Raw genomic sequence first — 23,779 nt, forward strand, 5'->3', positions numbered from 1 at the left:
AGCAGACCATGAGCACGCAACCACATATCACCGACAGCCACTGCCATCTGGATTTTCCCGATTTCAAAGGGCGTATCGACGAGGTTGTGGCCAATGCCGCAGAGGCTGGCGTCATGCGCATGGTGACGATCTGCACCAAACTAAAGAACGAACCCGATGTGCGCGCCATCGCAGAGGCACATGCACCGATCTTTTATGCCGCCGGAACGCACCCGATGAGCGCGGCAAGCGAGCCACTTGCGACCGTTGATGGGCTCATCGCGCTTGCGCAGCATCCAAAGTTTGTGGGTATCGGCGAAACCGGGCTCGATTACCACTACACCGCCGAGAGTGCGGAGGTACAGAAAACCTCGCTCCATACCCATATCGATGCGGCGCGGGAAACCGGTTTGCCGCTGATCATCCACGCGCGTGATGCGGATGACGATATGGCCCGCATCCTGCGCGCCGAATATAATCGTGGCGCATTCACCTGTGTGATGCATTGCTTTTCATCCTCTGCCGAATTGGCCACAGCAGCGCTTGATCTGGGGTTTTATCTTTCGATGTCGGGCATCACGGCCTTTCCCAAATCTCAGGCCCTGCGCGACATTTTTGCCGCCGCCCCGCTTGATCGCATTTTGGTAGAAACCGACGCGCCTTATCTGGCGCCCCCACCCCATCGGGGCGAGCAAAACGAGCCTGCCTATACCGCCCACACAGCGCGGCGGGCAGCGGAAACCTTTGGGATGGACTACACCGAATTTGCAGCGCAACTTGAGTTGAATTTCGACCGCCTATTCGCCAAGGCCGCAGCCTTTGAGGCCGCCGCATAATGGGTGAAATACAATTCACCATATTAGGATGCGGATCATCCGGCGGCGTGCCACGGCTCGGTGGCCTCTGGGGTGATTGTGATCCGAACAATGCCAAAAACCGGCGGCGGCGGTGTTCATTATTGGTCGAACGCATTGGCGCTGATGGCAAAACCACCGTGCTGATTGATACATCCCCCGATGTGCGCGAACAGCTTCTGGGCGAAAACATCGGGCGACTTGACGGCGTTGTCTACACCCACAGTCACGCCGATCATGTACACGGTATCGACGATTTACGCATGATCGTTTTCAACATGCGCGCGCGCCTGCCCGTCTGGGCTGATATCCCGACAAAAGACGCGTTGATGCAGCGCTTCAGCTATGTTTTTGTGCAACCGGAAGGGTCGAATTACCCGCCCATCCTCGATATGAACATTATTGACGGGGATGTGACGATTGACGGTGCCGGGGGCCCTGTGACGCTATCGCCGTTTTTAGTTGGACATGGCGGCATGGACGCGCTGGGGTTTCGGATCGGTGATGTCGCCTATCTGCCGGATGTTGCGCATATCCCGGATGACGTCTGGACCAAATTGGACGGACTGGACTGCTGGATCGTAGATGCGCTGCGGCGCGACCCGCATCCAACCCATTCCCATCTGGCGCAGACGCTTGAATGGGTTGAACGGCTCAAACCGAGGTCTGCCGTGCTCACGAATATGCATATCGACCTTGACTACGAAACGGTGATGGCGGAAACGCCGGATCACATACAACCGGCCTATGATGGCCTGCGGCTGACCTACCCCGTTACCTAGGCGCACCTTTATTTTGACCACCCTCGCCGCCCAGACCCGCAGCGGCATAAAGAGGCACCATGCAAACCCTTCTTGATGTCATCCTGCCCGTCTTTCTCGTAATCGGGTTCGGATATATCGCCGTGTGGAGAGGGTTATTTCCGGTATCCGGCATAGACGGTGTCATGCGGTTTACCCAAGGGTTCGCTATCCCCTGCCTGCTGTTCAAGGCCATCGCAGAAATCGACCTGAGCAATTCCTTTGACCCCGGCCTTTTGGTAAGTTTCTACGCCGGGGCAACATTGTGTTTTATCGCGGGCATGGCTGGTGCTCGTGTGTTGTTCAAGCGCGACTGGGAAGACTGCGTTGCCATCGGCTTTTGCTGTTTGTTTTCGAACTCGGTGCTGTTGGGCTTGCCGATCACGGAACGCGCCTATGGGGCGGATGCGCTCACCGGGAACTTTGCAATCGTCGCGCTGCATTCGCCCTTTTGTTACGGCCTTGGCATCACCGTGATGGAGATTACCCGCAACCGGGGCAAATCCCCGCTGCTGATGGCCCGTTCGGTGGGTCGTGCGATGTTTCGCAACGGGCTGGTCATCGGGATTGCGCTGGGGTTTTTGGTCAATGTCACGCGCACGCCGATACCCGGAGTGGTCAATGACGCGCTGTCGCTGATCATTCAGGCGGCGCTGCCTGCGGCCCTTTTCGCCTTGGGCGGCGTTTTGATACAATACAAACCCGAAGGCGATCTGCGCGCCATTGCTATGGTCTGCGTGATCGCTCTGATCCTGCACCCTGCCCTGATGTGGGGGTTTGGCACAACGCTGTCGGTGCCGCCGGATGCTTTCCGCTCGGGAGTGCTGACAGCAGCCATGGCACCGGGGTTCAACGCCTATATCTTTGCCAACATGTACGGTCGCGCCCGGCGGATTGCGGCCTCTTCAGTCTTGCTGGCAACACTCGGCTCAATTTTCACGGTATGGGTCTGGTTGACGCTGTTGCAAGGTATCTAGGCGCGCGTCTGGTCAAATAGCCTGCCCGGGGCCTGTGTCGATGCCTGCACACCTGCAAGCTTCATCATATGCCACGCCAGAACCTGATTGCTGCTCAGAACTGGCAGATCAAGGTCGGTCTCAAGCCTTTCAATCACATCCAGCGTGCGCAGGTTTGTGCAGGACAAAAACAAACCATCCACGTCAGCCTGTGCCATCAAGGTCATTGCGGCACTTTCCACGGACGCGGGATCAATCCGGACGACCGCTGACTCAGTGCTGACCTCGAAACTACCCACCACATCTGTCGTGATACCGCCATTCGACAGGGCCGCGCGCAGCGTCTCTGACACCGCCAGCACATAGGGCGACAATAGAGCCAAACGCTTGAGCCCGAGGTATTCGCAGGCTGCAAGCAGGCTTGAGAGAGGCTGCGTTACGGCCCGCGTGTCGATGCTGTCGCAGATACGGGACGCCACGTTGTCCACGCCAATCTGTGCTGTGCCCGACGTACATCCGTAACCCACAGCATCGAAGCTCAAACCAGCGGGCAAGAGCCCTGCCGCTGTGCTCAGGTGCGCTTCCATGGACGCGAGCGTATCGCGCGTCACTTCCGGATCTGACGGGACACGGCTGACCATGAGTTGTGCATCTTGCGGCAGCAACCGGCGCATATCGCGTTCAATGGTCTCATCAGATTGCAACACAATCAAACCAAGACGCGCGCCGCTCGGCTCGCTGAGGTCGTAGGGGAAAACCTGCGGGGTCATGCGGGCAGTACCATCATCTCGGGACCTGCAGGCGTTGACAGCCATTCAGCGCAGTCCTCCCGGATCACAATGTTTTCCTCATGCACAAGGATTCGCCCGTCACCCAGATCAATGCCGGGTTCCAGCGTCAGGACCATTCCGGCCTGCAGCACCGTGTGATCCTGCGCGATCAGCGAAGGCGGTTCTGTCAGTTGCAGACCAAGCCCGTGACCAAGCCGGCCCGCATCCGATCCGTCCGGCCCGTCCGTCACGATATCATCCATCACCCTGAAAAGATCAGCGGCGGTGCAGCCAGCTTTGGCCACATCAAAAGCCGCCTGTGTCGCCTCAATCAAGCGTGCATGGGCCGACATAGTGGCAGGCGACGGCGGCCCGATCGAGAAATTACGGTCAAAATCGCAAAAGTACCCATCCCGCACCAATCCTGTGTCCAGCATCAGAACATCGCCTGTTTGCAGAGGGCTGTCCGTCGCAGGCGAGATCACATCGCGCACCCCGCCCGGCCCCGCACCCCCTGCCAGATAGGGCACCCAATCGGCCCCCTCGTCGAGGCACAGCATCTGAAACCGCCGGAAAACATCACGCAAAGATGTGCCTGCCGATGCAATTTCCGGCACACGGGCAAAGGCGCGATCCGCCACGCCACAGGCCTTGGCGATACGCGAGATCTCCGCTTCTGATTTGACCATCCGCTGCGCTGCCATCAGATCGCCGTCACCCACGAACACCCGCCCAGCGGCGGCGGCTTGCAAGCGCTGCCAGTCTTGCAGCGGCATCCGCAACTGCGTTCCGCCGCCACCCGGCACTGCAATGCGCGCGCCCTTGGGAACCGTTTCGCAAAGCGTTTGCGCCAGCAGTGTAACGCCGTCATCCTCGTAATTCGGGGCGCGCCAACTGCGGATGTCACTGATCCAAGTGGTTTTCATGAGTGCTTTGCCGATGGACGGGATGACAGCAATCGGAACACCTGTCGCCGGGACAATCACGAACCACGGGCGCGTCGGACTTTCCCAAAATCGCGTTATGAAACCCGTGATATACCGCACATCAGCCTCAGTGGTGAGGAGCAGGGCGGCAATATCCAGCGACGCCATGCGGTTTTGCACCTGCTCTGTGCGCAGCCGGTATTCACTGGTTTCGAACGCCGCGCTCACGCGGGTTCAGGCTCTTCGCTCAGGATCAGCAGTACGCGAGACGTCTCGTCCAGCTTTAACGCGCCCGCGCCGGACAAAAGCCCAGCCAACCCAGCTGCCCCCGAAGGTGTCGAGGCAAAGCCCTCTTGTGCGGCGCGCGCAGCGCTCGCCAGCCCTTCGGCTTCGGAAATCGTCATGAAACAATCCGCATCCCGCGAAAGGCTTTTGAGCGCTATCAGCGAAGGCTCCTTGCAATCCAGACGCCCCATCGCTGACACACCACCCTTGGCAACAATCGGGCCGCCCGCTTGGATGGAAGCGCTGAGCGCGGGCGCGCGGTCAGGTTCAACCACCACAATGTGCGGAGCATCCCCCCAAACCTCTCGTGCATGTGCTGCGGCTGCCCCCGCCAATCCGCCGACACCGGCTTGCAAAAAGATATGCGTGGGCGAATGGGGAATCTGCGTGGCAGCCTCCGCCATCAAAATGAGATACCCCTCCATCAGGCGATGCGGCCGGCTGCTGTAGCCGGGCCATGAACTGTCCGACAATAGAATATAGCCATTGTCGGAAGCGGCTTTTGCAGCAGCCGCCATGCTGTCTTCGTATACTGCCCCCTCGCGGACCACCTGCGCGCCATGGCTGCGCAGCCTTTCGGCAAAGGCCTCGGGAACTGTCTCTGCGATATAGACACAGGCCTTGGCCCCAAAGGCCGCAGCCCCCGCCGCAACCGACAGCCCATGATTGCCCGCACTGGCGGTGACATAGGTTTTGCCCTGTGCGTCACCAGATTGCGCATCAGAGGCAATCACATAAGCGGCCCCAAGTGCTTTGAAGCTGCCCAACCCCATACGCCGCCGTTCGTCCTTGATGTGAACGGATGCAACACCAATGGCCTTGGCCAATGCTGCAGCGTCGCGCAGCGGTGTTTCGCCGGCTTTGGGACAGCGCGCGACCAGATTAACAGGCCGTGCCGCATCCGCAGCAGTCCAAGGCATGTCATCCAGATCGGGGTGCAAAAGACCTGAGCCGCGGTACGGGTTTTGAACAATTTTCATGCGGTCTATTGCTACGGCAATCCCCATCGACGTCAATGCTCTCAAAAATAAACGATCGCGCAAAATCGCTGGTGAGTGTGCCAAGTCATGCTAACCTCATCGCAACCGACCCTTTGGAGGGCCTATGCCCAAGCTCCCCTTTAGTCGCGCGGAATATGACGCGCGCCTGACCAAAACACGCAACGAGATGGCGCGCCGGGGTCTCGACGCGCTCTTTGTCACTGATCCGTCCAATATGGCTTGGCTGACGGGATACGATGGTTGGTCTTTCTACGTGCATCAAGGTGTTCTGTTGACGCTGGAGGGAAAGCCGATCTGGTGGGGCCGGGCCATGGACGCCGTCGGGGCTGGCCTGACCACCTATATGACCGCTGAGAATATTCGCGGATACGATGACACATACGTCCAGAACCCGGACAAACACCCGATGGAGGACCTTGCGCATTTGATCCGCGAACAAGGCGCTGAGACCTTTTCCATCGGGCTCGAGTTGGACAATTACTATTTTACCGCAGCGGCTTACCTGACTTTGCAGCAGTCTTTGGGCTGCGCAACATTCAAAGACGCCACGGGTTTGGTGAATTGGCAGCGCGCCGTCAAATCAGATACTGAAATCGAATACATGCGCCGGGCCGCGCGCATTGTTGAGCACATGCACGGCGTGATCCGCGCGCGTGCCGAACCTGGTATGCGCAAAAACGACCTGATTGCAGATATCTATCACGCCGCCATCTCGGGCGCTGAGGGTCATTGGGGCGACTACCCGGCGATTGTGCCCATGGCCCCGTCCGGCATGGACGCCACGGCCCCCCATCTGACATGGGACGACAGCCCGCTGCGCGCCGGGGAAAGCACATTTTTTGAGATTGCCGGAGCGTATAAAAGATATCAATGTCCGCAATCGCGCACGCTGTTTCTGGGCAAGCCACCGCAAAAATATCTCGATGCGGAGAAAGCCGTACTCGATGCCATCTCTGCGGGGCTGGAACAGGCAAAACCCGGCAACATGTGCGAGGATATCGCGCATGCGTTCAACCAAACACTCGATAAACACGGGTTCAAAAAGGACAGCCGCTGCGGCTACGCGATCGGCTTGTCCTATCCCCCCGACTGGGGCGAACGCACGATGTCCTTTCGCACCGGCGACAAGAGCGTGTTGGAGCCGGGGATGAGTTTCCATTTTATGCCGGCCCTTTGGCTCGAAGATGGCGGTTTGGAAATAACCGAACCGATTGTGATCACACAAACCGGTGCGGAATGCCTGTGCACCACGCCGCGCGCGCTGGTCATCAAGGAGTAAACGGATGCAGGACACGCAGGTGCATGCCACAATCGATTATGACGCAGACGGCGTGCAGCACGGCTATCTGCGCCTGCCCTATAGCCGCGATGACAGCGCGTGGGGCTCAATCCTGACCCCGATCTGCGTGATCAAAAACGGGGCCGGTCCGACCGCAGTATTGACCGGTGGCAATCACGGCGATGAGTACGAAGGACCGATTGCGCTGCATCATCTGGCACGCGAACTGGACCCTTTGAAAATATCCGGGCGCGTTATCGCCATTCCGTCAATGAACCACCCGGCCGTTATGGCAGGCACGCGCACCTCACCTATTGATGGCGGCAATATGAACCGGTCTTTCCCCGGCCGGGCCGATGGCACCCCGACACAAAAGATGGCCGACTATGTCCAGCGATACCTGCTGCCCATGGCAGATCTGGTGCTGGATTTTCATTCCGGGGGCAAAACGCTGGATTTCCTTCCGTTTGCCGCGTCGCACATTCTCGACGACAAGGCGCAAGAAGCACGTTGCCGGGCAGCCCGCGATGCCTTTAATGCACCCTATAGCATTGAGATGCGCGAAATAGATTCCCGCGGCATGTATGATCACGCAGCGGAAAGTCTGGGCAAAACCTTTGTCACGACCGAACTGGCCGGGGGCGGAACAGCGACGCCCGACACGGTCATGATTGCGAAAAACGGCATACGCAACCTGCTCATCCACACCGGAATCTTACAAGGAACGCCGACGCGTAATCCCAGCATAACCCTGACACAACCCGATGATGAGTGCTTTCATTTCACCGAAACCGGCGGCTTGGTCGATTTCAAGATACGGCTTGGACAACATGTCACCAAAGGCGATCTGATTGCCGAGATCTGGCACCTTGGTTCGACAGGGCGCGCGCCCTTTCAGGTGTTTGCGCAGCGCCCCGGTCTACTGGTCGCGCGCCATCATCCGGGTCTGATCCAGCCGGGCGATTGTCTGGCTGTTCTGGCGGTAGAAGACGCAGACTAACGCTCCGGTATAAAGTCGACCTGTGCCCAGTCATCGAACCGGTGCGCAGGATCCAGATCAGGCAGCGGCCTGTTCAGATACCCTTGCGTATAAAGCCGAAAAGGCACCTGTGCCGCGCGTGCCGTGTCATAGTCCACCGCGCTGTCGCCTACATAAACCGTGCTTGCCGGATCACCACCCAAGGCGTCGATCACGGCCAAAAGGGGTGCCGGGTCTGGTTTCTTTGGCACATCGGGCAGCGCCCCGCTGATCACACCGAAATACCCATCAAGGCCCATCACCTCGCAAATCTCATTTGCGGGCCCGTGTGGTTTGTTGGTGCAAAGACCCATTGGTATTCCCGCCTCTTTCAGCCGGTCCAGGCATTCGAAAACGCCCGGAAAGGGCCGGGTCAACGTTGTTTTGTCTTTGGCATAAGCCTGCAAGAACAGTTCAAGCGCGCGCGGGTGCAGCTGCGCCTCGGCACCACCGGTGGCCGCAAGACTGCGGGCCACAAGTTTCTCAACACCATTGCCAATGAACCCGATAACAGTTTTCAGGTCGAGCGGCTGGCGCCCAAGTTCCACCAGAACCACGTTCATCGCGGCCCTCAGATCAGGGGCGCTGTCAATTAACGTCCCATCGAGGTCGAATATTATCTGCTTCAGCTTGGCCATTCGTTTTCCGGTTCAATCCCACAATGCGCGGGTTCACCTATGGCCCTGTTGCTCGTGCAACACAAACAGGTTTCGCACGGACCTCAAGTGGCGAGATATCGATCAAGCGCTGCGCGTGCACCATCGCGCCAGATCAGCGTCAGCCAGTCATCAAATGCCGCTTTGAAAGCCATATCGTCGGCGACACCAGCATAGAAAACGGATTGTTCAAGCCATGCACCGGGGTTACTGCGCGCTTTTACAGCAGCCTCCGTCAGCGCCATCCAATGCGGATCGTTTGGCTCAATCACACTGCCATCCTCGCGCAGGCCAGCACACATACGCGCCCAAAGGGCCTCAACAAGGGCCAAACCGACGATACTTCCTTTTGCTTCAATCGCATCCTGCAGGATTGGAATCACAAATCCAAAATGGCGTGATGAACCGTCAAACGCGACGCGTCGGGTCGTATCGCGAATTGCGGGGTTCGCAAAACGCTTCTCAATCAACGCCAGGTATTTCTGGGGCGACAAGTCGGGTACAGCATCAACGTAAGGAGCGATTTCCTCGGTCTGGACCTTTGAGAAAAACGCGGAGACCTGCGCATCCTGCATACAAGATGATATCGTTGGCAAGCCCAGTATTTCACCTACATTGGCCAAAACCTGATGGCCTGCATTCAGCATTCTGATCTTCATGCTTTCATAAGCATGCACATCCTGCGTGAGCGTAGCGCCTACGTTTTCCCACGGGGGGCGGCCTGCGCAAAAGCGATCTTCGATAACCCACTGACGGTAGTTTTCATGCGTTACGGGCGCGGCATCATCAATGCCGATCTTATGGACAAGGTCGCGTTCCGCCTGCCCGGTTGCTGGCACGATGCAATCGACCATCGCATTTGGAAACGCCGCGTTTTCGTTGATCCAATCCGCGAGGTCCGGGGCGCTGAGTTCTGCAAGACCGATGATCACCTGCCGTAAAATCTCGCCGTTGTTCTGCAAATTGTCACAACACTGACAGGTAAACGGCATAAGACCTCTGTCGCGGCGTGCCTTGAGCGCAGCAATTATAGCGCCAAAGGCCGTTCGTGGGGCGTCCGGGTATGTGGCATCATGGATAATGTCGCCGTGGCTCGTGTCCAACGCACCAGACCCATCCAGAAAATACCCCCCTTCGGTCACCGTCAATGACACGATCCGGATCGCGGGATCCGTCATTGTCGTGATCAGTGTGGCATTGTCTTCTTCGACCGGCAGAAAGTCGATCATGGCGCCGGTGACCTCTGCCGATGTCCCCGATGGGTCAAGTTCGATCAGCGTTGTCAGACAATCCTGCTCCAGCAGTTTGTCGCGCATGGCTGCATCGCCGGGCCGCACGCCTGCCCCGATGATTGCCCAGTCCAACGCCTCGCCTTGCTGCATCAGACGGTGCAAATACCATGCCTGATGCGCCCGGTGGAAATTGCCCAGACCGATGTGAACAATGCCAGCCGTCAGTTTTGACCGATCATAACGCGGTCGTTCCACGCCTGTTGGCAGTGTTGCCAACGTCTTGTTGCCCAAGCTCATCGGGAGGGATCCTTGCACCAAATCATCCATCAGCTCATCCAGTTTCCGCCATCTGTTCTATACGTCCGCGCCACAGTGTGACCTACGTATTGCGCAACCGGAAAAAACGCCATCGCTGTCATATCTTCCGGCTGCACAACATGTCAAAAAGGGGAGCGGCCCTTGCTGCACGCCGCCTTATTCGATGCGCAGTCCGGTATCGCCAAACTTATGAATAACATCCGAGCGCGGCGTCATGTAAACCCGGTCCCCGTGGCGGAAACCAACTTCTCCACCCGCGCGCACCGTGATGGTATCAGCCAATCCGCTGTCCTGAATGTGGAAGAATGTATCAGAGCCCAGATGCTCTGACACCCCGACGGTACCCGACCACTGCCCGCTTTCAGCCGAAATCTCGATATGCTCAGGGCGCACGCCGATTGTATGCGCATTGTGTTTGGCCGCCTCGTCGCCCTCGATCAGGTTCATCTTGGGTGAGCCGATGAAGCCCGCGACAAAGACGTTCCGCGGTGTCTTATACAGCTCCAGCGGTGTGCCGACCTGTTCGACGTGGCCCGCGCGCAGAACGACAATCTTGTCGGCCATCGTCATCGCTTCCACCTGATCATGGGTCACATAAATCATGGTGGTTTTGAGCTTTTCATGCAGTTCCGAGATTTCCATCCGCATGCCCACACGCAGCGCAGCATCAAGGTTGGAAAGCGGTTCATCAAAGAGAAACGCCGATGGCTCACGCACAATGGCACGGCCAATGGCCACCCGTTGTCTCTGACCACCTGACAATTGGCCCGGGCGGCGGTCCAGATAATCGGTGAGGTTCAGTGCTGCGGCGGCCTGCTTGATCCGGCTATCCTGTTCCGCCTGATCAATCCCAGCCATCCGCATCGGAAATGCGATATTCTTGCGCACCGTCATATGCGGATAAAGCGCGTAGGATTGGAACACCATCGCCAGACCGCGCTTGGCGGGCGGCACGTTGGTTGCTTCTTTGCCGTCAATCCGCATGACGCCGGATGACACATCCTCCAGCCCGGCAATCAGGCGCAAAAGTGTGGACTTACCACAACCCGAAGGCCCTACGAAAACTGTGAACTCGCCATCTTCGATCGTGAGGTCGAGGGGTGGAATGACTTCTGTTGCACCGAAACTCTTGGTGACTTTCTCGAGAGTAATCTGTCCCATGACAATGCTCCTTACTTAACCGCGCCAAACGTGAGGCCGCGTACGAGTTGTTTCTGGCTGAACCAGCCGAGGATGAGAATTGGCGCAATGGCCATGGTGGAAGCTGCCGACAGCTTTGCGTAAAACAATCCTTCCGGACTGGAATAGCTGGCAATAAAGGCCGTCAACGGGGCTGCTTTTGCTGCTGTCAGGTTCAGAGTCCAGAAGGCTTCGTTCCAGGCAAGAATGAAATTCAGCAGCATTGTAGACGCAATCCCCGGCACCGCCATTGGTGTCAGTACATAGAGGATTTCCGATTTCAACCCGGCACCATCCATACGCGCCGCTTCCAGAATTTCGCCCGGAATTTCGCGGAAATACGTATAGAGCATCCAGATGATGATCGGCAGGTTGATCAGCATCAGGATAATCGTCAGACCGATAATGCTGTCAAGCAGACCAAATTGGATGAAGATCAGATAGATCGGATAGAGAACCCCAACCGCCGGCAACATCTTGGTGGAGAGCATCCACAGCAGGATATCTTTGGTCCGCTTGCTGGGCACAAAGGCCATGGACCAGGCAGCAGGTACAGCCACGAGCAATCCAAGAAGGGTTGAACCCCCTGCGATAATGATGGAGTTCCACAAGAAACGGCCATAGTTGGAGCGTTCCTGAACCACGGTGTAGTTCTCAAGCGTCCAGTCGAAAAAGAGGAACACAGGTGGGTCCGCGATTGCCGTGGCTTCGGTCTTGAAGCTGGTCAGAATGGTCCACAGGATCGGAAAGAAGATCAACAGACCAATCGTCCAGGCGATCGCGGTATTGAGCGCTTTGCGGTTGTTTGTAACAGCACGAGCCATATCCGGTCCTCCTTAGTTGTCGAGGTTTTTGCCGACGATGCGCATCAGGAAGATGGCAACGATATTGGCAAGTATGATTGCATAGACACCACCCGCAGACCCAAGGCCGACGTTCTGACTTTCAAGCACGCGCTGGAAAATGAGATAGGACAGTGTTCTGGTGCCGAAGGACCCACCCGTGGTCACAAAGATTTCCGCAAAGATCGACAAAAGAAAGATCGTCTGGATCAGCACGACAATTGTGATTGCGCGGGCAAGATGCGGCAGGATGATATGGATGAACCGGCTATAGAACGGCGCGCCATCCATTTCGGCAGCTTCCAGTTGCTCGCTGTCAAGCGACTGCACGGCGGTGAGCAGGATCAGCGTTGCAAAGGGCAACCACTGCCAGCTGACAATAAGCACAATCGATTCCAGCGGCGCCTGACTGAGCCATTGTATGGGTTCGGCGCCAAAGAACTTCCAAACATGCGCAAAAAGACCGTTCACAGGATCCATGAACATGTTTTTCCAAACAAGCGCGGAAACGGTCGGCATCACGAAGAAGGGCGCGATCACGAGAATGCGCACAATCCCCTGACCCCACATCGGCTGATCAAGCAACAGGGCCAGAACGACACCGAGCACAATCGTGATAACAAGCACACCACCAACAATGGTCAGTGTTGCCATAACCGAAGGCCAAAAGGCGCTGGAACTCACAAATCGGACATAATTGTCGAAACCAACCCATCCCAGATCACCGCCGCGCAGCGGCAGATACTTCTTGAATGAGAACATCAGCGTCATGGTCAGCGGCACCAGCATCCAGCCCAAAAGCAGGATTACAGCCGGGGCCATCATTATTCTGGCTGCTGATCGGGATTGCTGCGTAGCCATTGGATGTACCTCTCCCGTTAACGGACAAGCCGTTTCAATGCGTGTGAATTATAGAGATTTCAGTGTATCCGGGGGGCATAGCTGCGGCCAGCCCCCCGGCAGAAAGACGCGGTTAGTACCCGGCGGCTTCCATTACATCAGTGGCAATCGCTTGCGCTTTTGCCAGTGCTTCGTCAGCGGTTTGCTGACCGGCAAGAGCTGCTGAGAACTCCTGACCGATTTCTGAACCCATACCGGCCCACTCAGGGATCGCGGCGAACTGTACGCCGATGTATGGGACCGGATCGATTGTTGGGCTGTTCGGATCTGCCGACAGGATGCTCTCCAGTGTCATCTTGGCAAAGGGAACGTCCTGATAGTTCGGGTTCTCATACAACGATGTCCGTGCGCCCGGTGGAACGTTGGCCCAGCCTTCATTTTCCGCAACAAGCTCAATATAGCTGGTCGAAGTCGCCCATTCGATGAACTCTTTCGCAGCGTCAGCCTTTTCGGTGCCCGCAGGAATTGCCAGCGCCCAGGCCCAAAGCCAGTTGGATCGTTTGCCCAAACCATTGTCCGGTGCCAGCGCAAAGCCGACCTTGTCCGCAACAGTTGAATCGTCCGGGTTGGTCACGAAAGACGCAGCAACTGTCGCGTCAATCCACATGCCGCACTTGCCTTGTTGGAACAGCGACAGGTTTTCATTGAAACCATTTGTCGAAGCACCGGGAGGGCCCGCGTCATTCATCAGATTGATGTAGAAGTTGAGCGTGTTGGACCATGCATCGGAATCGTACTGAGGGACCCAGTTTTCATCCACGATCCGCGCGCCAAAGGAGTTGGACATCGCCGTCAGGAAGGCTGCGTTTTCGCCCCAACCCGCTTTTCCGCGCAGACAAATACCGTATATCTCGTTGTCCTTGTCCGTCATGGCGCGTGCGGCTTCCCCGATGAAGTCCCAAGTGGGCGCGTCGGGCATTTCCATGCCTGCGGCTTCCATCAGGTCGGTGCGGTACATGACCATTGACGATTCACCATAAAATGGTGCCGCATAGAGCGTGCCATCGAGCGACAGGCCACCGCGCATTGCGGGCAGAATATCGTCAATGTCGTATTCGGCGGACAGATCATCAAGAGAGATCAGCCAGTCGTTCTTGGCCCAGATGGGCGTTTCGTACATGCCGATGGTCATGATGTCGAACTGACCACCCTTGGTGGTGATGTCCGTTGTCACGCGTTGACGCAGAACGTTTTCCTCCAAGGTCACCCATTCTACCTGATGGCCTGTTTTCTCGGTGAAATCGTCTGTCAGACCCTGCATGCGGATCATGTCGCCATTGTTGACAGTTGCGATGGTGAGTGTGGTTGCATGGCCGTCAGCGAATGCGCTGCTTGCCGTGATGAGCGACATAGCAGTCGCCGCACAAAGTGCGTGTCTCAAAGACATCCGTGTCCTCCCTATGGTTGGATGTTGTCCAATCAAGCTAGTCGCATTGTATACGTCCGGTCAACAAAAAAGTTTACGCGCGTAAACTTTTAACTCACGCTGAGTCGCGAATTATCAGTCGCGCGGGAAAAAGCGTTTCCGGTCTCGCCCCCGAATTTCCGCCATTTTCAATGCATTGGAACAAAGTCTCGACCGCGTGCTCGGACACAGAAGCATAGTCATGTGCAGCGGTGGTCAGTGACGGGCAGGCAAAACGTGATAGCGGATGATCGTCATGTGACGCCACACGCAGATCACAAGACGCATCTCGTCCGACTCGCACGCCCCGGTCATAGCAAGCGGACAGAAAGCCAATAGCAAGGCGGTCGTTGCTGCACAAAACCGTATCCGTCTTTAGTATCTTTTCATCAAGCAGTTTGAAGCCGCCATTGCGACCGATCTCTTCAAACGCCCAACCCTCTCCGTCAATTTTGATAACCTGTGTTTCCAGACCCAGACGCTCCATCATCTGCAAATAGGCGCGCCGACGTTTGTTGGCGTTCGGGTTTGCAGGCGTCCGCATCTCCAGAAAACATGGCGGCTCTCCGGTTCTGCTAAGGTATTCAACAGTTTGCGACACGAAACTGTAATTGTCAGAACCCACGAAAGCATCGCCTATACCATCAAGATTACTATCGAACAGGACCGTCGGGACATCACGGCAGAACTTCTCAATCATCGACGTGTCGGACAGCCGACCCAGTGGCGCCAGCAAAACGCCCGCCGGTTTCAACGACCGCAATCCATCCAGAATATCGTTTTCCTGCGATGCCTCACCATGAGAATTAAACAGGTTCGGCGCATAGCCCGCCTCAATGCAGCGCCGCTCAATCACGCGCGATATTTCCGAAAAGAAAGGATCGGCCAGATAAGGCACCACGATTCCGATGTTCTTTGTCAGGCGCCGATTCTGGTTGATCGCATAGATGTTCGGGCGATAATCGTGATGCTCCAGCGCTTCTTCGATGCGCTTGCGCGTCGTGGCGCGCACGCTTTGCGGGTTGTGGAAGTACTTTGACACCGTCGGCCGTGAAATCCCACTGACCGCCGCGAACTCTTCCATATTTCTGATCTTGGTATTGCTCATCTCTCGTGCGCTACAACTCTCTGTCTGTCAGAGTCGCATTGTACAAATTTTTTTAACGCGCGCAAATTTAAGTAGGCAGATTACAGACCGGCGAACAACCCGACCAGTTTCGACAGCTTTTTGACAAGGCGCGTAAGGTCGTCAAGGCGGTCCGTCGCATCTTTGATACGATCGGTTTCTTTCTTGATATCGCGAGATGCCGCCGCGATATCCTCAAGAAGAGTTGAATTCGCTATCTCCAGATCAATCTGGCGCAAACCACTTAAAGCGTGAACCTGCATGCTTTTGAGCAAGTCGTCGATGTTGTCGGAGAACTCTTGTTCCGCTGCTGAACCCGGTGTCTGGCGGTTTCGGGATTCGATATTGTAACCAAGGTTCACCGCAATGGCATTACGGGTTTGTTGCCAGGAACCCCAGTTGCTTAAACGCGCTTTGGACATCTAACATTCCTTTGTCATCAAAATGGGTCGGCGGACTCCGAAAGGAGCTTGACCAGCTTGGACAACTCCACAATCGAGCCTTGCAAATCCTCTTTGCTGGCGCTGTCTCGGGATGCCTTGGCCAGTTTGGCATGTGTCTGGCCGATATTGGCATATGCATCTCTGGCCGCCGCGCTGCGTTTCAGCGCCGCCACCTCATCAAAAAGCCTGTCCTGCAAACGCTGCACATCGCGCGTTGATGCATTGTTGGCATAGGCCGCCGCGAGCGCACGTTCCGCACGTTCCACACGCTGCAGGGATGTGGTGACTTCGCTCAGGGTCAGCGCTTCCGAGGCAGCACTGAGCAACCCGGTGGCCTGCTGAATTTGCGGATCGACCGCCACGATAATCTCGCGCAGCTTGGCGGTGCGCGCACCTGCAAATGTGGCGGTGCCAATGCCCCCGAATGCCGCCCCCACCGCTTCGAACTGATCTTTTGTCCCTGCCCCGCCCAGCGCCGAGCTTAGGCCCTCGACGGACACTGCAAGGTTGGTCAACGACGTGTTGAACGCGGCGCCGTCTTGTGCTGCATCGGCCGCAAGGGCCGCAAGGTTCGCGCCATATTCCCCCATGGCCTTGTTGAGCGCCGCGATGGAGGCAAAGCTTTCAGGGTTTTCTATTGGCGCACCGTCGCGCCGCACCACCTTGCAATCCTCAATCGAAGACCCCGGCACGGCAAGCAAGGCACATTCCGGTGCATAGGCCAGAAAAACCCCATCTTGTGCGAGGTCGCCGCGAATGTCGGAAATCTGGTTTTCTGTCAACGTACCGAGCCGTTTGGTCTGCGCCTGCGCGGCCGCTTCCGTCGCCTCGCCAAAAGACGCGACAGAGCCGCGGTACACTGGCGATGAACATCCAGCAACAACCGCCAACGCCATCACCGGCCAGATCGATCGAAGTGTCATGATGTGTCCAGTTCTGCAAACTTCATCAAAATGCGCCTTGTCTTTGCGGCTCAAGAAAACCGCAACAAATGCACGAGAAATCAGCGCGGTGGCCCCCTGGCGCCTGCCGTCCACAGGCGCCGGGGCTGGCGCTGAAAAGGTCTTTTTAGTCCAAATTCACTTCTACAATAGCGAGAAGACTAACAATACAATTTTGATCTGTCGACACGCTATGCTTGAATTTCAGCATTTTTGCCCTGAAGGACCTGACATTTTCCGACAATTACGGCCGGCATCGCCGAGAAAAATAGCCTTTGGGCGTTTCAGCCACAGGTTTTAATCCATTGCGGTGAATGTCTAAGACGCGGCCAGGTTTGCAGCGCGTCCAAGCGGCCCGGCTATATTTCGGACGGTAACCTCAGCGTTGTCTGCGGCGCAACAACCAGACAAAAAAGGTGCCGCCTGCAAGACCGGTGACGATACCGATCGGCATGTCCTCAGGGGCCATGACCGTGCGTGCGACAATATCCGCCCAAAGCAGAAATACAGCCCCCAGCAAGGCCGACGCTGGCAAAACGCGCGCGTAATCCCCGCCAACGATCAACCGCACGATGTGGGGCACCATCAGTCCGACAAAACCGATGATGCCGGAAAACGCGACCATCACCCCCGTGATCAACGCGCCGATGAAAAAGATCGACAAGCGAAAGCGTGCCACGTTCAGGCCCAGCGTTGCCGCGGTTTCATCCCCGACTGTCATTGCATTGAGGTTACCCGCATTGATCCGCAGATAGACGCCACAGAAAACCAGAATGATCAGCGGAAAGATAAGCTGGTTCCATTGCGCCAACCCCAAGCCCCCAAGCATCCAGAACACAACCGTATGGGTCGCGCGCGGGTCACCAAGGAAAATCAGCACATTTGCCATCGACATCACGATGAATGATACGGCAACCCCGGCAAGCACAAGCCTGTCCGCACTGGTTGCCGCGGCGAATTGCGAGACTGCCAGTACCAGCAGCGTCGCGCCCAAGGCCCCCGCAAAGGCCAACAGAGGCACCGTCAGCAGCCCAAGGAACAATCCGGTGTGGAGCAGCGCAAGAATGGCGCCAAAAGCCCCGCCCGCAGAAATCCCCAACAGATGCGGATCTGCAAGCGGGTTGCGCGTGACGGCCTGCAGACTTGCGCCCACCATCGCCAGCCCCGCGCCGACGAAACAGGCCAGCAAAGCGCGTGGAAACCGGATGTCCCAAACAATCGCTTCGCGTCCTGTTGACCAATCGCCGACAAAAGACGTGTCAATTGTATTATTCAACACCACCCCCCAGACTGTCGAAAAGGGGATCGAAACAGCGCCAATGCTGACCGCCATCGTCAGCGATAGCAGCAAAAGGATCCAACCGCACATCATTGCGACAGGATAGACCGCAGACTGCCCGGATCGTGCTGCTGCGGTCTTTGCCATAGGGTTCACTCCGCCCGTAAAGCCGCAGCAAGCGTTTTGACGGCGGCGATGTTGCGTGGACCCGGTGTCGCCTCGACATATTCCAGCGTTACGAAACGGTCGTTCCTGACCGCATCAAGCTGTGCAAAAGCAGGATTGGACATCATGAACGCGCGTTTTTGCGCCGCCGTGACATCGCCGTAGTTGACGATAACGATCACTTCGGGGTTACGCTCGACAACGGTTTCCCATCCAACCGTCGCCCAGCTTTTCTCCAGACCGTTCATGATATTGACCCCACCTGCAGCCTCGATCAGCGCATTCGGCATCGCATAGCGCCCGGCGGTAAAGGGCACGTCTTCGCCGCTGTCATAGACAAATACGCGCGGCGGGGTGCTGAGGGGCGACAATGACGCGGTGAAGCTGTCCAGTTCCGCGCGGTAGCCTGCCACCAGTGCCTCCGCCTTTTCGGATACGTCAAAGATCGCGCCAAGGTTCAGCAGGTCGGCATACATATCTTCCATGCTGACGGCGGCTTTCTCACCGATGTGAATGCAGCTTTCGGTAAGCTCGTAGACCTTGATGCCAAAGGGCTCCAACGTCTCGGGCGTCACTTCACCGCCCACTTTCATGCCGTAGTTCCAACCTGCAAAGAAGAAATCAGCATCCGCCCCGATCAGCACTTCCTTGCTGGGGTATTTGGCGGATAATTCGGGCAGGGCTTCGACACCCGCCGTCATCTCCGCGTCCAGCGTTTTCCAGCCGGAGATACCGGTATAGCCCACCATCCGGTCCGCCAGCCCAAGGACCAGCATCATCTCAGTCAGGTTGACGTCGTTGGAAATCGCAGCCTTCGGCGGCGCGTCGAAGGTGACGGTTCGGTTGCAGCTTTGCACCGTTGTCTGCGCCAGCGGGCCGGTGCCCATCAGGATCATAAACAGGGAAGAAAGTATACGTGTCGGCTTCATCGTGTGCTTGCCTTAATGCGGAAGGTGGAAGGATAAGTGTTTGGTCTTGCTCGGACTAAGCTGTTCTGCGCGCGCCTCAACCGCAAATACGTTCGAAACACTATGCGCAGTGAGCACCGCATCAGGCGGCCCCACGCCACGCGTATGTCCGTTTTCGAGCAGCAGAATGGTATCGCAGACATCCGCCGCGACATTCAAATCGTGCAGAGAGACGATAATCGTCACATCCAGCGCGCGAATGAGGGCGAGCACCTCAAGCTGATGGCGGATGTCCAGATGGTTGGTCGGCTCATCCAGCACCAGCACCTGAGGCTCTTGCGCTAGGGCGCGGGCCACCATGACCCGCTGGCGTTCACCGCCCGACAGGTTGGCGAGGTCCCGATCTGCCAAATCGCTCAGGTTCAGCGTATCAAGCGCAACCTCGACGATCTGCGCATCTTTCGCGCCTGCGGTGGCAAAACCAAGGCGGTGCGGTGCGCGACCCAGCGTCACGATTTCGCGCACTGTCAGTCCAAAGGACGACGGCTGTTCCTGCAAAACCGCCGCAACCTTTCGCGCAGCGGCGCGCGGTGGGATCGACCAGATGTCGTCTCCACCGATCCTGATTTGGCCACTCAGCGGCGCCTGATACCGGTAGAGCAGACGCAACAGCGTGGATTTACCCGCCCCATTTGGGCCGACAACACCCATCACGCTGCCGGGTGCGGCGCGAAAGCTGGTCGGTTGCAGCAAGAGCGGCTCTTTGCGGCGCGGCGCCCAGCTGATGTTCTCCGCGACGAGGTCCGTGGCGTTCATGAGACACGCACATCGCTGTCTTCCAGCGCAATGATGGCCGCAGGCACGCGCGCAAGCGTGGTTTTGCGTAATTTGCCGGGACGATCAACCGACGAACACCACCCGTCCTCCAGCAGTGCGTAATCACGTGCAAAACTGACCAGATCGCCAATATCCGTATCCGGCTCTATATCGCCAAAAAGATAGGTCGCCTTGCGCGTTCCGTGATAGGCAACCGTGCAGGGGCGATCACAGCCTGCCATACAGGCAACGCCGGAAATCTCGAACTCTTCGGTGACGCTGTCACCCGCAGCAGCAATCGCCGCGCGCAGTCTGGCAATCAGCTCATAGCCCGGTTTACAGTCGGTGCCTTTATGTCGGCAGGATGTGCAGATTGTTATTCTATGTGTCGGTGTTCCCATGTCGCCCTCCGCGATTGCGCAGGGTGCACTTTGGGACATGTACTTTTCAACGGGTTGGCCCGTAAATCCATCATGACCTCCTGTCCGGACACCCCGCCCGGGTTGAAGTTACATCAATGATGGCAGGTCTCCTGACTCGCGGGTCGCAGCTTGCCCGATCCTTCCCGGATGCGGATGCATCCAGTGGTGATCATCGGGGTCGCTCGCCGCTTACAGTTGCGGGGGCAGTCACGGATTTGGCGTCTGTTACGAACGCCGCACCGTATTCCCTTTTCAGTCCGGTTTGCTTTTGACTTGCCGAACACCATCTCCCAACCCTTCCCCGAGATTCCGACCCGCGTCAAGCGAAACTCTGTGCGGGTTACCGTGTCGTGCGGGCAACCCGAGACGCGGCATTGCAATGCCAGCAGATTTCTCGCTATGTAGGTTCTGGTATCTTGGGCCCGAAGAGGTCTGCGTCTGTGGTACCACTTTGGAGAACGCATGGAACCTGCAACGCTTCACCCCATGGCGACCGGGCATATTCCCAAATATGTAGCGGCGGCTGACGGCAGTGATTACCTTTTTACTTTCATGGTCATTTTTACGGTTGGTGTCGTAATCCTGATCGGTGTGGCCTATTTCACGCTGCATGCGATCCCGGAAAAGCTGGCGCATAAATCGAACCACCCGCAGTTCCAACTGGTTGGAATCTTGTCCTTGCTTGCCCTGTTTACGCATAACGGGCTGTTCTGGGTGGCCGCGATCCTTGTGGCCGGTTTCCAGTTTCCCGATTTCAGCAGCCCGCTGCGCGCCATTGCCGATGCGATTGATCGAAACGGGTCGCGCGATGCGGCGCCCAACGCGCAAACATCCCAAAACAGCGAAACGCCGGTGACGCCGACCCCGAAAGAAACCTCTGATGCTTGAGACACTGATCTGCGCGCTGTTCACGATCTTGCCCGATTATCTTTACCGCCGGTTCCGACAGGGCAAGAGAATAGGCATCGAAATCAACCTCTTCAGTGTCTGGTATGAACTCAGGTGGGGCATAACCGGATGCGCGATCATGGCACTCACCGTGATTACGACGCTGTTTTATTTTCACCCGGCCACAAATTCCGTTGTGTCCTATTTTCGCACCGTCACGATATTGCCGCAGGCCGGGGGCCGGGTATTGGAAATCTACGTCAAGAACAACGAATTGGTGAACCTCGGCCAGCCGATATTCCGGTTGGAAGATCACTCGCAACGCGCACAGGTCGAAGCCGCAAAGGCAATGATTGCTGAGGCTGATGCGTCCTTGAAAGTGGCGCAAACCGATTTGACCGAAGCGATTGCATCTATCGCCGGGGCCACCGCGGCCCTGAGGCAGGCGGAAGAGGAATTAGAGCGCAACGTGACCCTGCGCGATCAGGGTTCGACCGCCGTGCGCCTTGCTGAAATCGACCGCTTTGAAAACCTTGTCGCGCAACGCTCAGCGCAGCGTGATGCCGCCATCGCGCAACAGGCCGAGACGCAGGAACGGATCGATTCCCTGATACCGGCGCAGAAAGATAACGCGCTGGCACAGTTTGATGCGGCCAACGCCGAACTGGAAAAAACCGTGGTCTATGCGGGTGTGACCGGTCGGGTTGAGCAACTCAGCCTGCAGGTTGGCGACTATATCAGCCCGGTCCTGCGACCGGCAGGCGTGCTGGTGCCCGTGACGTCTGGGCGAAGCCGCTTTCAGGCAGGTTTCAACCAAATGGCCGCGCAGGTCATCAAGCCGGGTATGATTGGTGAAATCGGTTGCATGACCAAGCCCTTCACCGTCATTCCGATGGTGGTCGTGGCGGTTCAGGATGTGATCCCGTCCGGGCAGGTCCGACCCAGCGACCGGCTTCTGGATCCACAAAACAACCAGCAGCCGGGCAGCATCATGGTGTATCTGGAACCTCTCTATGACGGGACCGCCGAGGCGCTGCCGCCGGGCAGTAACTGTATCGCGAATGTCTACACCGACAATCATGAACGGCTCGAGGATGAGAGCTTGAGCACCCCGCATAAAATAGCGCTGCATGTAATCGATACCATTGGTGTCGTCCATGCGGCGGGGCTGCGGCTCAGGCTGTTGCTGATGCCGGTGCAGACCCTTGTGTTCAGCGGCGGCCATTGATCCAACTCAGAGCAAAAACAGACTGCTCTGAGTTGTTTCGTGCTGCCTTTGGCGTTCAGTGCCGCATGCCCTTGCGCCGCCGATGCGCCCGGACCCTTAAAACGACGTCCATATATGAAAGAGCAGTCCCGCGACAAAGGACCCGGTCAGCGCGATCCCGACATAAAGGAAGAAGACACGCCGCTTGACCAATGCCCAGACGGCAATGGCCGCCGGTAACGATGTCACCCCACCCGCCACCAGAAAGGCAAGCCCTGCCCCCGGCGCCATACCCTGCTCAATCAGACCGCCCACGAGGGGGAGCGCTGCATAACCGTTGAGATAGGCCGGTACACCAACCACTGTCGCAACCGCGATGGGCGCAAGTCCGGAGCCGCCGAGCGTCTGCGCAACAAGATCCGCAGGAAGCCACGCCAGCATCAGGCTCTCCAGCAAAAACGCAAGGGTCAGCCATTTGGCGAGGAACAAGGTGGTCTTTATCCCCTCCCGCCAGAACTTCGACATCCGTTCGTCGTCATGCCAGAATTTCCAGACCACGTCTTTTGGTGCGCGCACCGAGGAACCGCAGCATCCGCCATTCCCGACCCCCTCGCGCAGGGGATTTGTCAGCCCGCCTGCCTTGCTCATGATGTGAACTACTGCCCCGCCCGCGATACCCAAGCCCACGGCAGCCATTGTTTTGGCAATCGCGAACTCAAGCCCAATAACGCCCGTTGTCAGCACAAACATCGAAGGGTCCATTACCGGAGACGCCAGCCAGAATGCCATTACCGCCGCCAGTGGCACGCCCATCGCCAAGAGCGCTGCGATCAGCGGGATGACACCGCAGGAACAAAAAGGGGATAAGCCACCGGCAAGTGCGGCAATGACGATCATGACAAGCGGTGACCCGGTGAACGCACGAGCAATCAGACCGTCCGCCCCGGTCGCGCCTGCATAAGCGGCAATCCCAATAGACAAAACAAGGAACGGCGCCACATTGATGAGGTTTTGAGCCGCAAAGGCGGCGCTGGTCGCGCCCTGTTCCGGCGCAATCAGAAACAAAACAACGAGAAGGCTGGCAGAAACCAACCAAACTCTTTCTTCACCCCACAATCTGTGAACCAAATCAGCTGCCCAGGATCGAACACTCAGCGCAAGTTCAGTCATAGCGATATCCTTAG

The 23,779-nt window shown here is 57.3% G+C and carries 24 protein-coding genes and 1 riboswitch; of the genes, 7 read left to right on the top strand and 17 right to left on the bottom strand.

What is annotated here, in order from left to right:
• Positions 1–8 precede the first annotated feature (8 nt).
• From RLO149_RS12945 to RLO149_RS12955, 3 genes are read left to right on the top strand one after another with little or no spacing between them, the layout of a single operon-like run.
• Positions 9–815, top strand: a complete 807-nt coding sequence (locus RLO149_RS12945) for a TatD family hydrolase (RefSeq protein ID WP_044025664.1) — start codon at positions 9–11, stop codon at positions 813–815.
• Positions 815–1,615, top strand: coding sequence for an MBL fold metallo-hydrolase (locus tag RLO149_RS12950; RefSeq protein ID WP_013962544.1), 801 nt, complete (start codon positions 815–817; stop codon positions 1,613–1,615). The genes RLO149_RS12945 and RLO149_RS12950 overlap by 1 nt, the downstream gene beginning before the upstream one ends.
• A gap of 59 nt (positions 1,616–1,674) precedes the next feature.
• Positions 1,675–2,610, top strand: coding sequence for an AEC family transporter (locus tag RLO149_RS12955; protein WP_013962545.1), 936 nt, complete (start codon positions 1,675–1,677; stop codon positions 2,608–2,610).
• Here the strand turns inward: RLO149_RS12955 and RLO149_RS12960 are convergent.
• Genes RLO149_RS12960 through RLO149_RS12970 form a run of 3 tightly spaced genes read right to left on the bottom strand, consistent with a single transcriptional unit; the run spans position 2,607 to position 5,550 of the window.
• Positions 2,607–3,359 carry a maleate cis-trans isomerase family protein gene (locus tag RLO149_RS12960; RefSeq protein WP_013962546.1) on the bottom strand — a complete coding sequence of 251 codons (753 nt, stop codon included), beginning with the start codon at positions 3,357–3,359 and terminating at the stop codon, positions 2,607–2,609. The two genes, RLO149_RS12955 and RLO149_RS12960, sit on opposite strands and share 4 nt — an antisense overlap.
• Positions 3,356–4,513 (bottom strand): M24 family metallopeptidase, encoded by a 1,158-nt coding sequence (locus RLO149_RS12965; RefSeq protein WP_083825463.1) that lies wholly within the window; start codon positions 4,511–4,513, stop codon positions 3,356–3,358. The genes RLO149_RS12960 and RLO149_RS12965 overlap by 4 nt, the downstream gene beginning before the upstream one ends.
• Positions 4,510–5,550: a pyridoxal-phosphate dependent enzyme gene (locus RLO149_RS12970; protein ID WP_013962548.1), complete on the bottom strand. Its 1,041-nt coding sequence runs from the start codon at positions 5,548–5,550 to the stop codon at positions 4,510–4,512. The genes RLO149_RS12965 and RLO149_RS12970 overlap by 4 nt, the downstream gene beginning before the upstream one ends.
• A gap of 124 nt (positions 5,551–5,674) precedes the next feature.
• Between RLO149_RS12970 and doeA the strand changes: the two genes are divergently transcribed.
• Positions 5,675–6,850 (top strand): ectoine hydrolase DoeA, encoded by a 1,176-nt coding sequence (gene doeA, locus RLO149_RS12975; protein WP_013962549.1) that lies wholly within the window; start codon positions 5,675–5,677, stop codon positions 6,848–6,850.
• 4 nt (positions 6,851–6,854) lie between these two features.
• The gene (gene doeB, locus RLO149_RS12980) at positions 6,855–7,850 is read left to right on the top strand and encodes a N(2)-acetyl-L-2,4-diaminobutanoate deacetylase DoeB (RefSeq protein ID WP_013962550.1); all 996 of its coding nucleotides are present in this window, start codon (positions 6,855–6,857) and stop codon (positions 7,848–7,850) included.
• Here doeB and gph read toward each other — a convergent pair.
• The 13 genes from gph to RLO149_RS13045 form a co-directional block, all read right to left on the bottom strand.
• Positions 7,847–8,506, bottom strand: coding sequence for a phosphoglycolate phosphatase (gene gph, locus RLO149_RS12985; protein ID WP_013962551.1), 660 nt, complete (start codon positions 8,504–8,506; stop codon positions 7,847–7,849). The two genes, doeB and gph, sit on opposite strands and share 4 nt — an antisense overlap.
• Before the next feature lie 83 nt (positions 8,507–8,589).
• Entirely contained in the window at positions 8,590–10,053 is a 1,464-nt protein-coding gene (locus RLO149_RS12990) for a mannitol dehydrogenase family protein (RefSeq protein ID WP_013962552.1), read from the bottom strand.
• A 177-nt stretch (positions 10,054–10,230) separates the two neighbouring features.
• A complete protein-coding gene (locus RLO149_RS12995) occupies positions 10,231–11,235 on the bottom strand; it encodes an ABC transporter ATP-binding protein (protein ID WP_013962553.1) in 1,005 nt (334 codons plus the stop codon).
• An 11-nt stretch (positions 11,236–11,246) separates the two neighbouring features.
• On the bottom strand, positions 11,247–12,077 hold the full coding sequence (locus RLO149_RS13000) for a carbohydrate ABC transporter permease (protein WP_013962554.1): 831 nt from the start codon (positions 12,075–12,077) through the stop codon (positions 11,247–11,249).
• Positions 12,078–12,089: 12 nt separating this feature from the next.
• A complete protein-coding gene (locus RLO149_RS13005) occupies positions 12,090–12,956 on the bottom strand; it encodes a carbohydrate ABC transporter permease (protein ID WP_013962555.1) in 867 nt (288 codons plus the stop codon).
• Between the two features lie 112 nt (positions 12,957–13,068).
• Entirely contained in the window at positions 13,069–14,382 is a 1,314-nt protein-coding gene (locus RLO149_RS13010) for an ABC transporter substrate-binding protein (RefSeq protein ID WP_013962556.1), read from the bottom strand.
• A gap of 94 nt (positions 14,383–14,476) precedes the next feature.
• Positions 14,477–15,508, bottom strand: coding sequence for a LacI family DNA-binding transcriptional regulator (locus RLO149_RS13015; RefSeq protein ID WP_013962557.1), 1,032 nt, complete (start codon positions 15,506–15,508; stop codon positions 14,477–14,479).
• An 80-nt stretch (positions 15,509–15,588) separates the two neighbouring features.
• The gene (locus tag RLO149_RS13020) at positions 15,589–15,948 is read right to left on the bottom strand and encodes a hypothetical protein (RefSeq protein ID WP_013962558.1); all 360 of its coding nucleotides are present in this window, start codon (positions 15,946–15,948) and stop codon (positions 15,589–15,591) included.
• A gap of 17 nt (positions 15,949–15,965) precedes the next feature.
• Positions 15,966–16,892: a hypothetical protein gene (locus tag RLO149_RS13025; protein WP_013962559.1), complete on the bottom strand. Its 927-nt coding sequence runs from the start codon at positions 16,890–16,892 to the stop codon at positions 15,966–15,968.
• Between the two features lie 397 nt (positions 16,893–17,289).
• Positions 17,290–18,336, bottom strand: a complete 1,047-nt coding sequence (locus tag RLO149_RS13030) for a FecCD family ABC transporter permease (RefSeq protein WP_013962560.1) — start codon at positions 18,334–18,336, stop codon at positions 17,290–17,292.
• 5 nt (positions 18,337–18,341) lie between these two features.
• Positions 18,342–19,283, bottom strand: coding sequence for an ABC transporter substrate-binding protein (locus RLO149_RS13035; RefSeq protein ID WP_013962561.1), 942 nt, complete (start codon positions 19,281–19,283; stop codon positions 18,342–18,344).
• Positions 19,284–19,295: 12 nt separating this feature from the next.
• Complete coding sequence (locus RLO149_RS13040) at positions 19,296–20,078, bottom strand: ABC transporter ATP-binding protein (protein WP_013962562.1); 783 nt, start codon at positions 20,076–20,078, stop codon at positions 19,296–19,298.
• On the bottom strand, positions 20,075–20,479 hold the full coding sequence (locus tag RLO149_RS13045; RefSeq protein ID WP_013962563.1) for a DUF1636 family protein: 405 nt from the start codon (positions 20,477–20,479) through the stop codon (positions 20,075–20,077). Before RLO149_RS13045 ends, RLO149_RS13040 begins: the two co-directional genes overlap by 4 nt.
• Before the next feature lie 104 nt (positions 20,480–20,583).
• Positions 20,584–20,803, bottom strand: a riboswitch (cobalamin riboswitch).
• 159 nt (positions 20,804–20,962) lie between these two features.
• On the opposite strand from RLO149_RS13045, the gene RLO149_RS13050 reads away from it, so the two are divergent.
• Entirely contained in the window at positions 20,963–21,388 is a 426-nt protein-coding gene (locus tag RLO149_RS13050; protein ID WP_013962564.1) for a hypothetical protein, read from the top strand.
• Positions 21,381–22,616: an HlyD family secretion protein gene (locus tag RLO149_RS13055; protein ID WP_013962565.1), complete on the top strand. Its 1,236-nt coding sequence runs from the start codon at positions 21,381–21,383 to the stop codon at positions 22,614–22,616. The genes RLO149_RS13050 and RLO149_RS13055 overlap by 8 nt, the downstream gene beginning before the upstream one ends.
• 96 nt (positions 22,617–22,712) lie before the next feature.
• Here the strand turns inward: RLO149_RS13055 and RLO149_RS13060 are convergent, their stop codons facing one another.
• The gene (locus RLO149_RS13060; protein ID WP_013962566.1) at positions 22,713–23,765 is read right to left on the bottom strand and encodes a permease; all 1,053 of its coding nucleotides are present in this window, start codon (positions 23,763–23,765) and stop codon (positions 22,713–22,715) included.
• Positions 23,766–23,779 lie beyond the last annotated feature (14 nt).

Source organism: Roseobacter litoralis Och 149, assembly GCF_000154785.2.
Taxonomy (GTDB): domain Bacteria; phylum Pseudomonadota; class Alphaproteobacteria; order Rhodobacterales; family Rhodobacteraceae; genus Roseobacter; species Roseobacter litoralis.

Bases quoted from the DNA above. Each gene is read 5' to 3' on its own strand.
- RLO149_RS13050 (WP_013962564.1), top strand. From the start codon at position 20,963: ATGGAACCTGCAACGCTTCACCCCATGGCGACCGGGCATATTCCCAAA.
- RLO149_RS13005 (WP_013962555.1), bottom strand. From the start codon at position 12,956: ATGGCTACGCAGCAATCCCGATCAGCAGCCAGAATAATGATGGCCCCG.
- doeB (WP_013962550.1), top strand. From the start codon at position 6,855: ATGCAGGACACGCAGGTGCATGCCACAATCGATTATGACGCAGACGGC.
- RLO149_RS13030 (WP_013962560.1), bottom strand. From the start codon at position 18,336: ATGGCAAAGACCGCAGCAGCACGATCCGGGCAGTCTGCGGTCTATCCT.
- doeA (WP_013962549.1), top strand. From the start codon at position 5,675: ATGCCCAAGCTCCCCTTTAGTCGCGCGGAATATGACGCGCGCCTGACC.
- RLO149_RS13025 (WP_013962559.1), bottom strand. From the start codon at position 16,892: ATGACACTTCGATCGATCTGGCCGGTGATGGCGTTGGCGGTTGTTGCT.
- RLO149_RS13055 (WP_013962565.1), top strand. From the start codon at position 21,381: ATGCTTGAGACACTGATCTGCGCGCTGTTCACGATCTTGCCCGATTAT.
- RLO149_RS12950 (WP_013962544.1), top strand. From the start codon at position 815: ATGGGTGAAATACAATTCACCATATTAGGATGCGGATCATCCGGCGGC.
- RLO149_RS13045 (WP_013962563.1), bottom strand. From the start codon at position 20,479: ATGGGAACACCGACACATAGAATAACAATCTGCACATCCTGCCGACAT.
- RLO149_RS12970 (WP_013962548.1), bottom strand. From the start codon at position 5,550: ATGAAAATTGTTCAAAACCCGTACCGCGGCTCAGGTCTTTTGCACCCC.
- RLO149_RS12960 (WP_013962546.1), bottom strand. From the start codon at position 3,359: ATGACCCCGCAGGTTTTCCCCTACGACCTCAGCGAGCCGAGCGGCGCG.
- RLO149_RS12945 (WP_044025664.1), top strand. From the start codon at position 9: ATGAGCACGCAACCACATATCACCGACAGCCACTGCCATCTGGATTTT.
- gph (WP_013962551.1), bottom strand. From the start codon at position 8,506: ATGGCCAAGCTGAAGCAGATAATATTCGACCTCGATGGGACGTTAATT.
- RLO149_RS13020 (WP_013962558.1), bottom strand. From the start codon at position 15,948: ATGTCCAAAGCGCGTTTAAGCAACTGGGGTTCCTGGCAACAAACCCGT.
- RLO149_RS12955 (WP_013962545.1), top strand. From the start codon at position 1,675: ATGCAAACCCTTCTTGATGTCATCCTGCCCGTCTTTCTCGTAATCGGG.
- RLO149_RS13040 (WP_013962562.1), bottom strand. From the start codon at position 20,078: ATGAACGCCACGGACCTCGTCGCGGAGAACATCAGCTGGGCGCCGCGC.
- RLO149_RS13060 (WP_013962566.1), bottom strand. From the start codon at position 23,765: ATGACTGAACTTGCGCTGAGTGTTCGATCCTGGGCAGCTGATTTGGTT.
- RLO149_RS13010 (WP_013962556.1), bottom strand. From the start codon at position 14,382: ATGTCTTTGAGACACGCACTTTGTGCGGCGACTGCTATGTCGCTCATC.
- RLO149_RS13035 (WP_013962561.1), bottom strand. From the start codon at position 19,283: ATGAAGCCGACACGTATACTTTCTTCCCTGTTTATGATCCTGATGGGC.
- RLO149_RS12995 (WP_013962553.1), bottom strand. From the start codon at position 11,235: ATGGGACAGATTACTCTCGAGAAAGTCACCAAGAGTTTCGGTGCAACA.
- RLO149_RS13015 (WP_013962557.1), bottom strand. From the start codon at position 15,508: ATGAGCAATACCAAGATCAGAAATATGGAAGAGTTCGCGGCGGTCAGT.
- RLO149_RS13000 (WP_013962554.1), bottom strand. From the start codon at position 12,077: ATGGCTCGTGCTGTTACAAACAACCGCAAAGCGCTCAATACCGCGATC.
- RLO149_RS12990 (WP_013962552.1), bottom strand. From the start codon at position 10,053: ATGAGCTTGGGCAACAAGACGTTGGCAACACTGCCAACAGGCGTGGAA.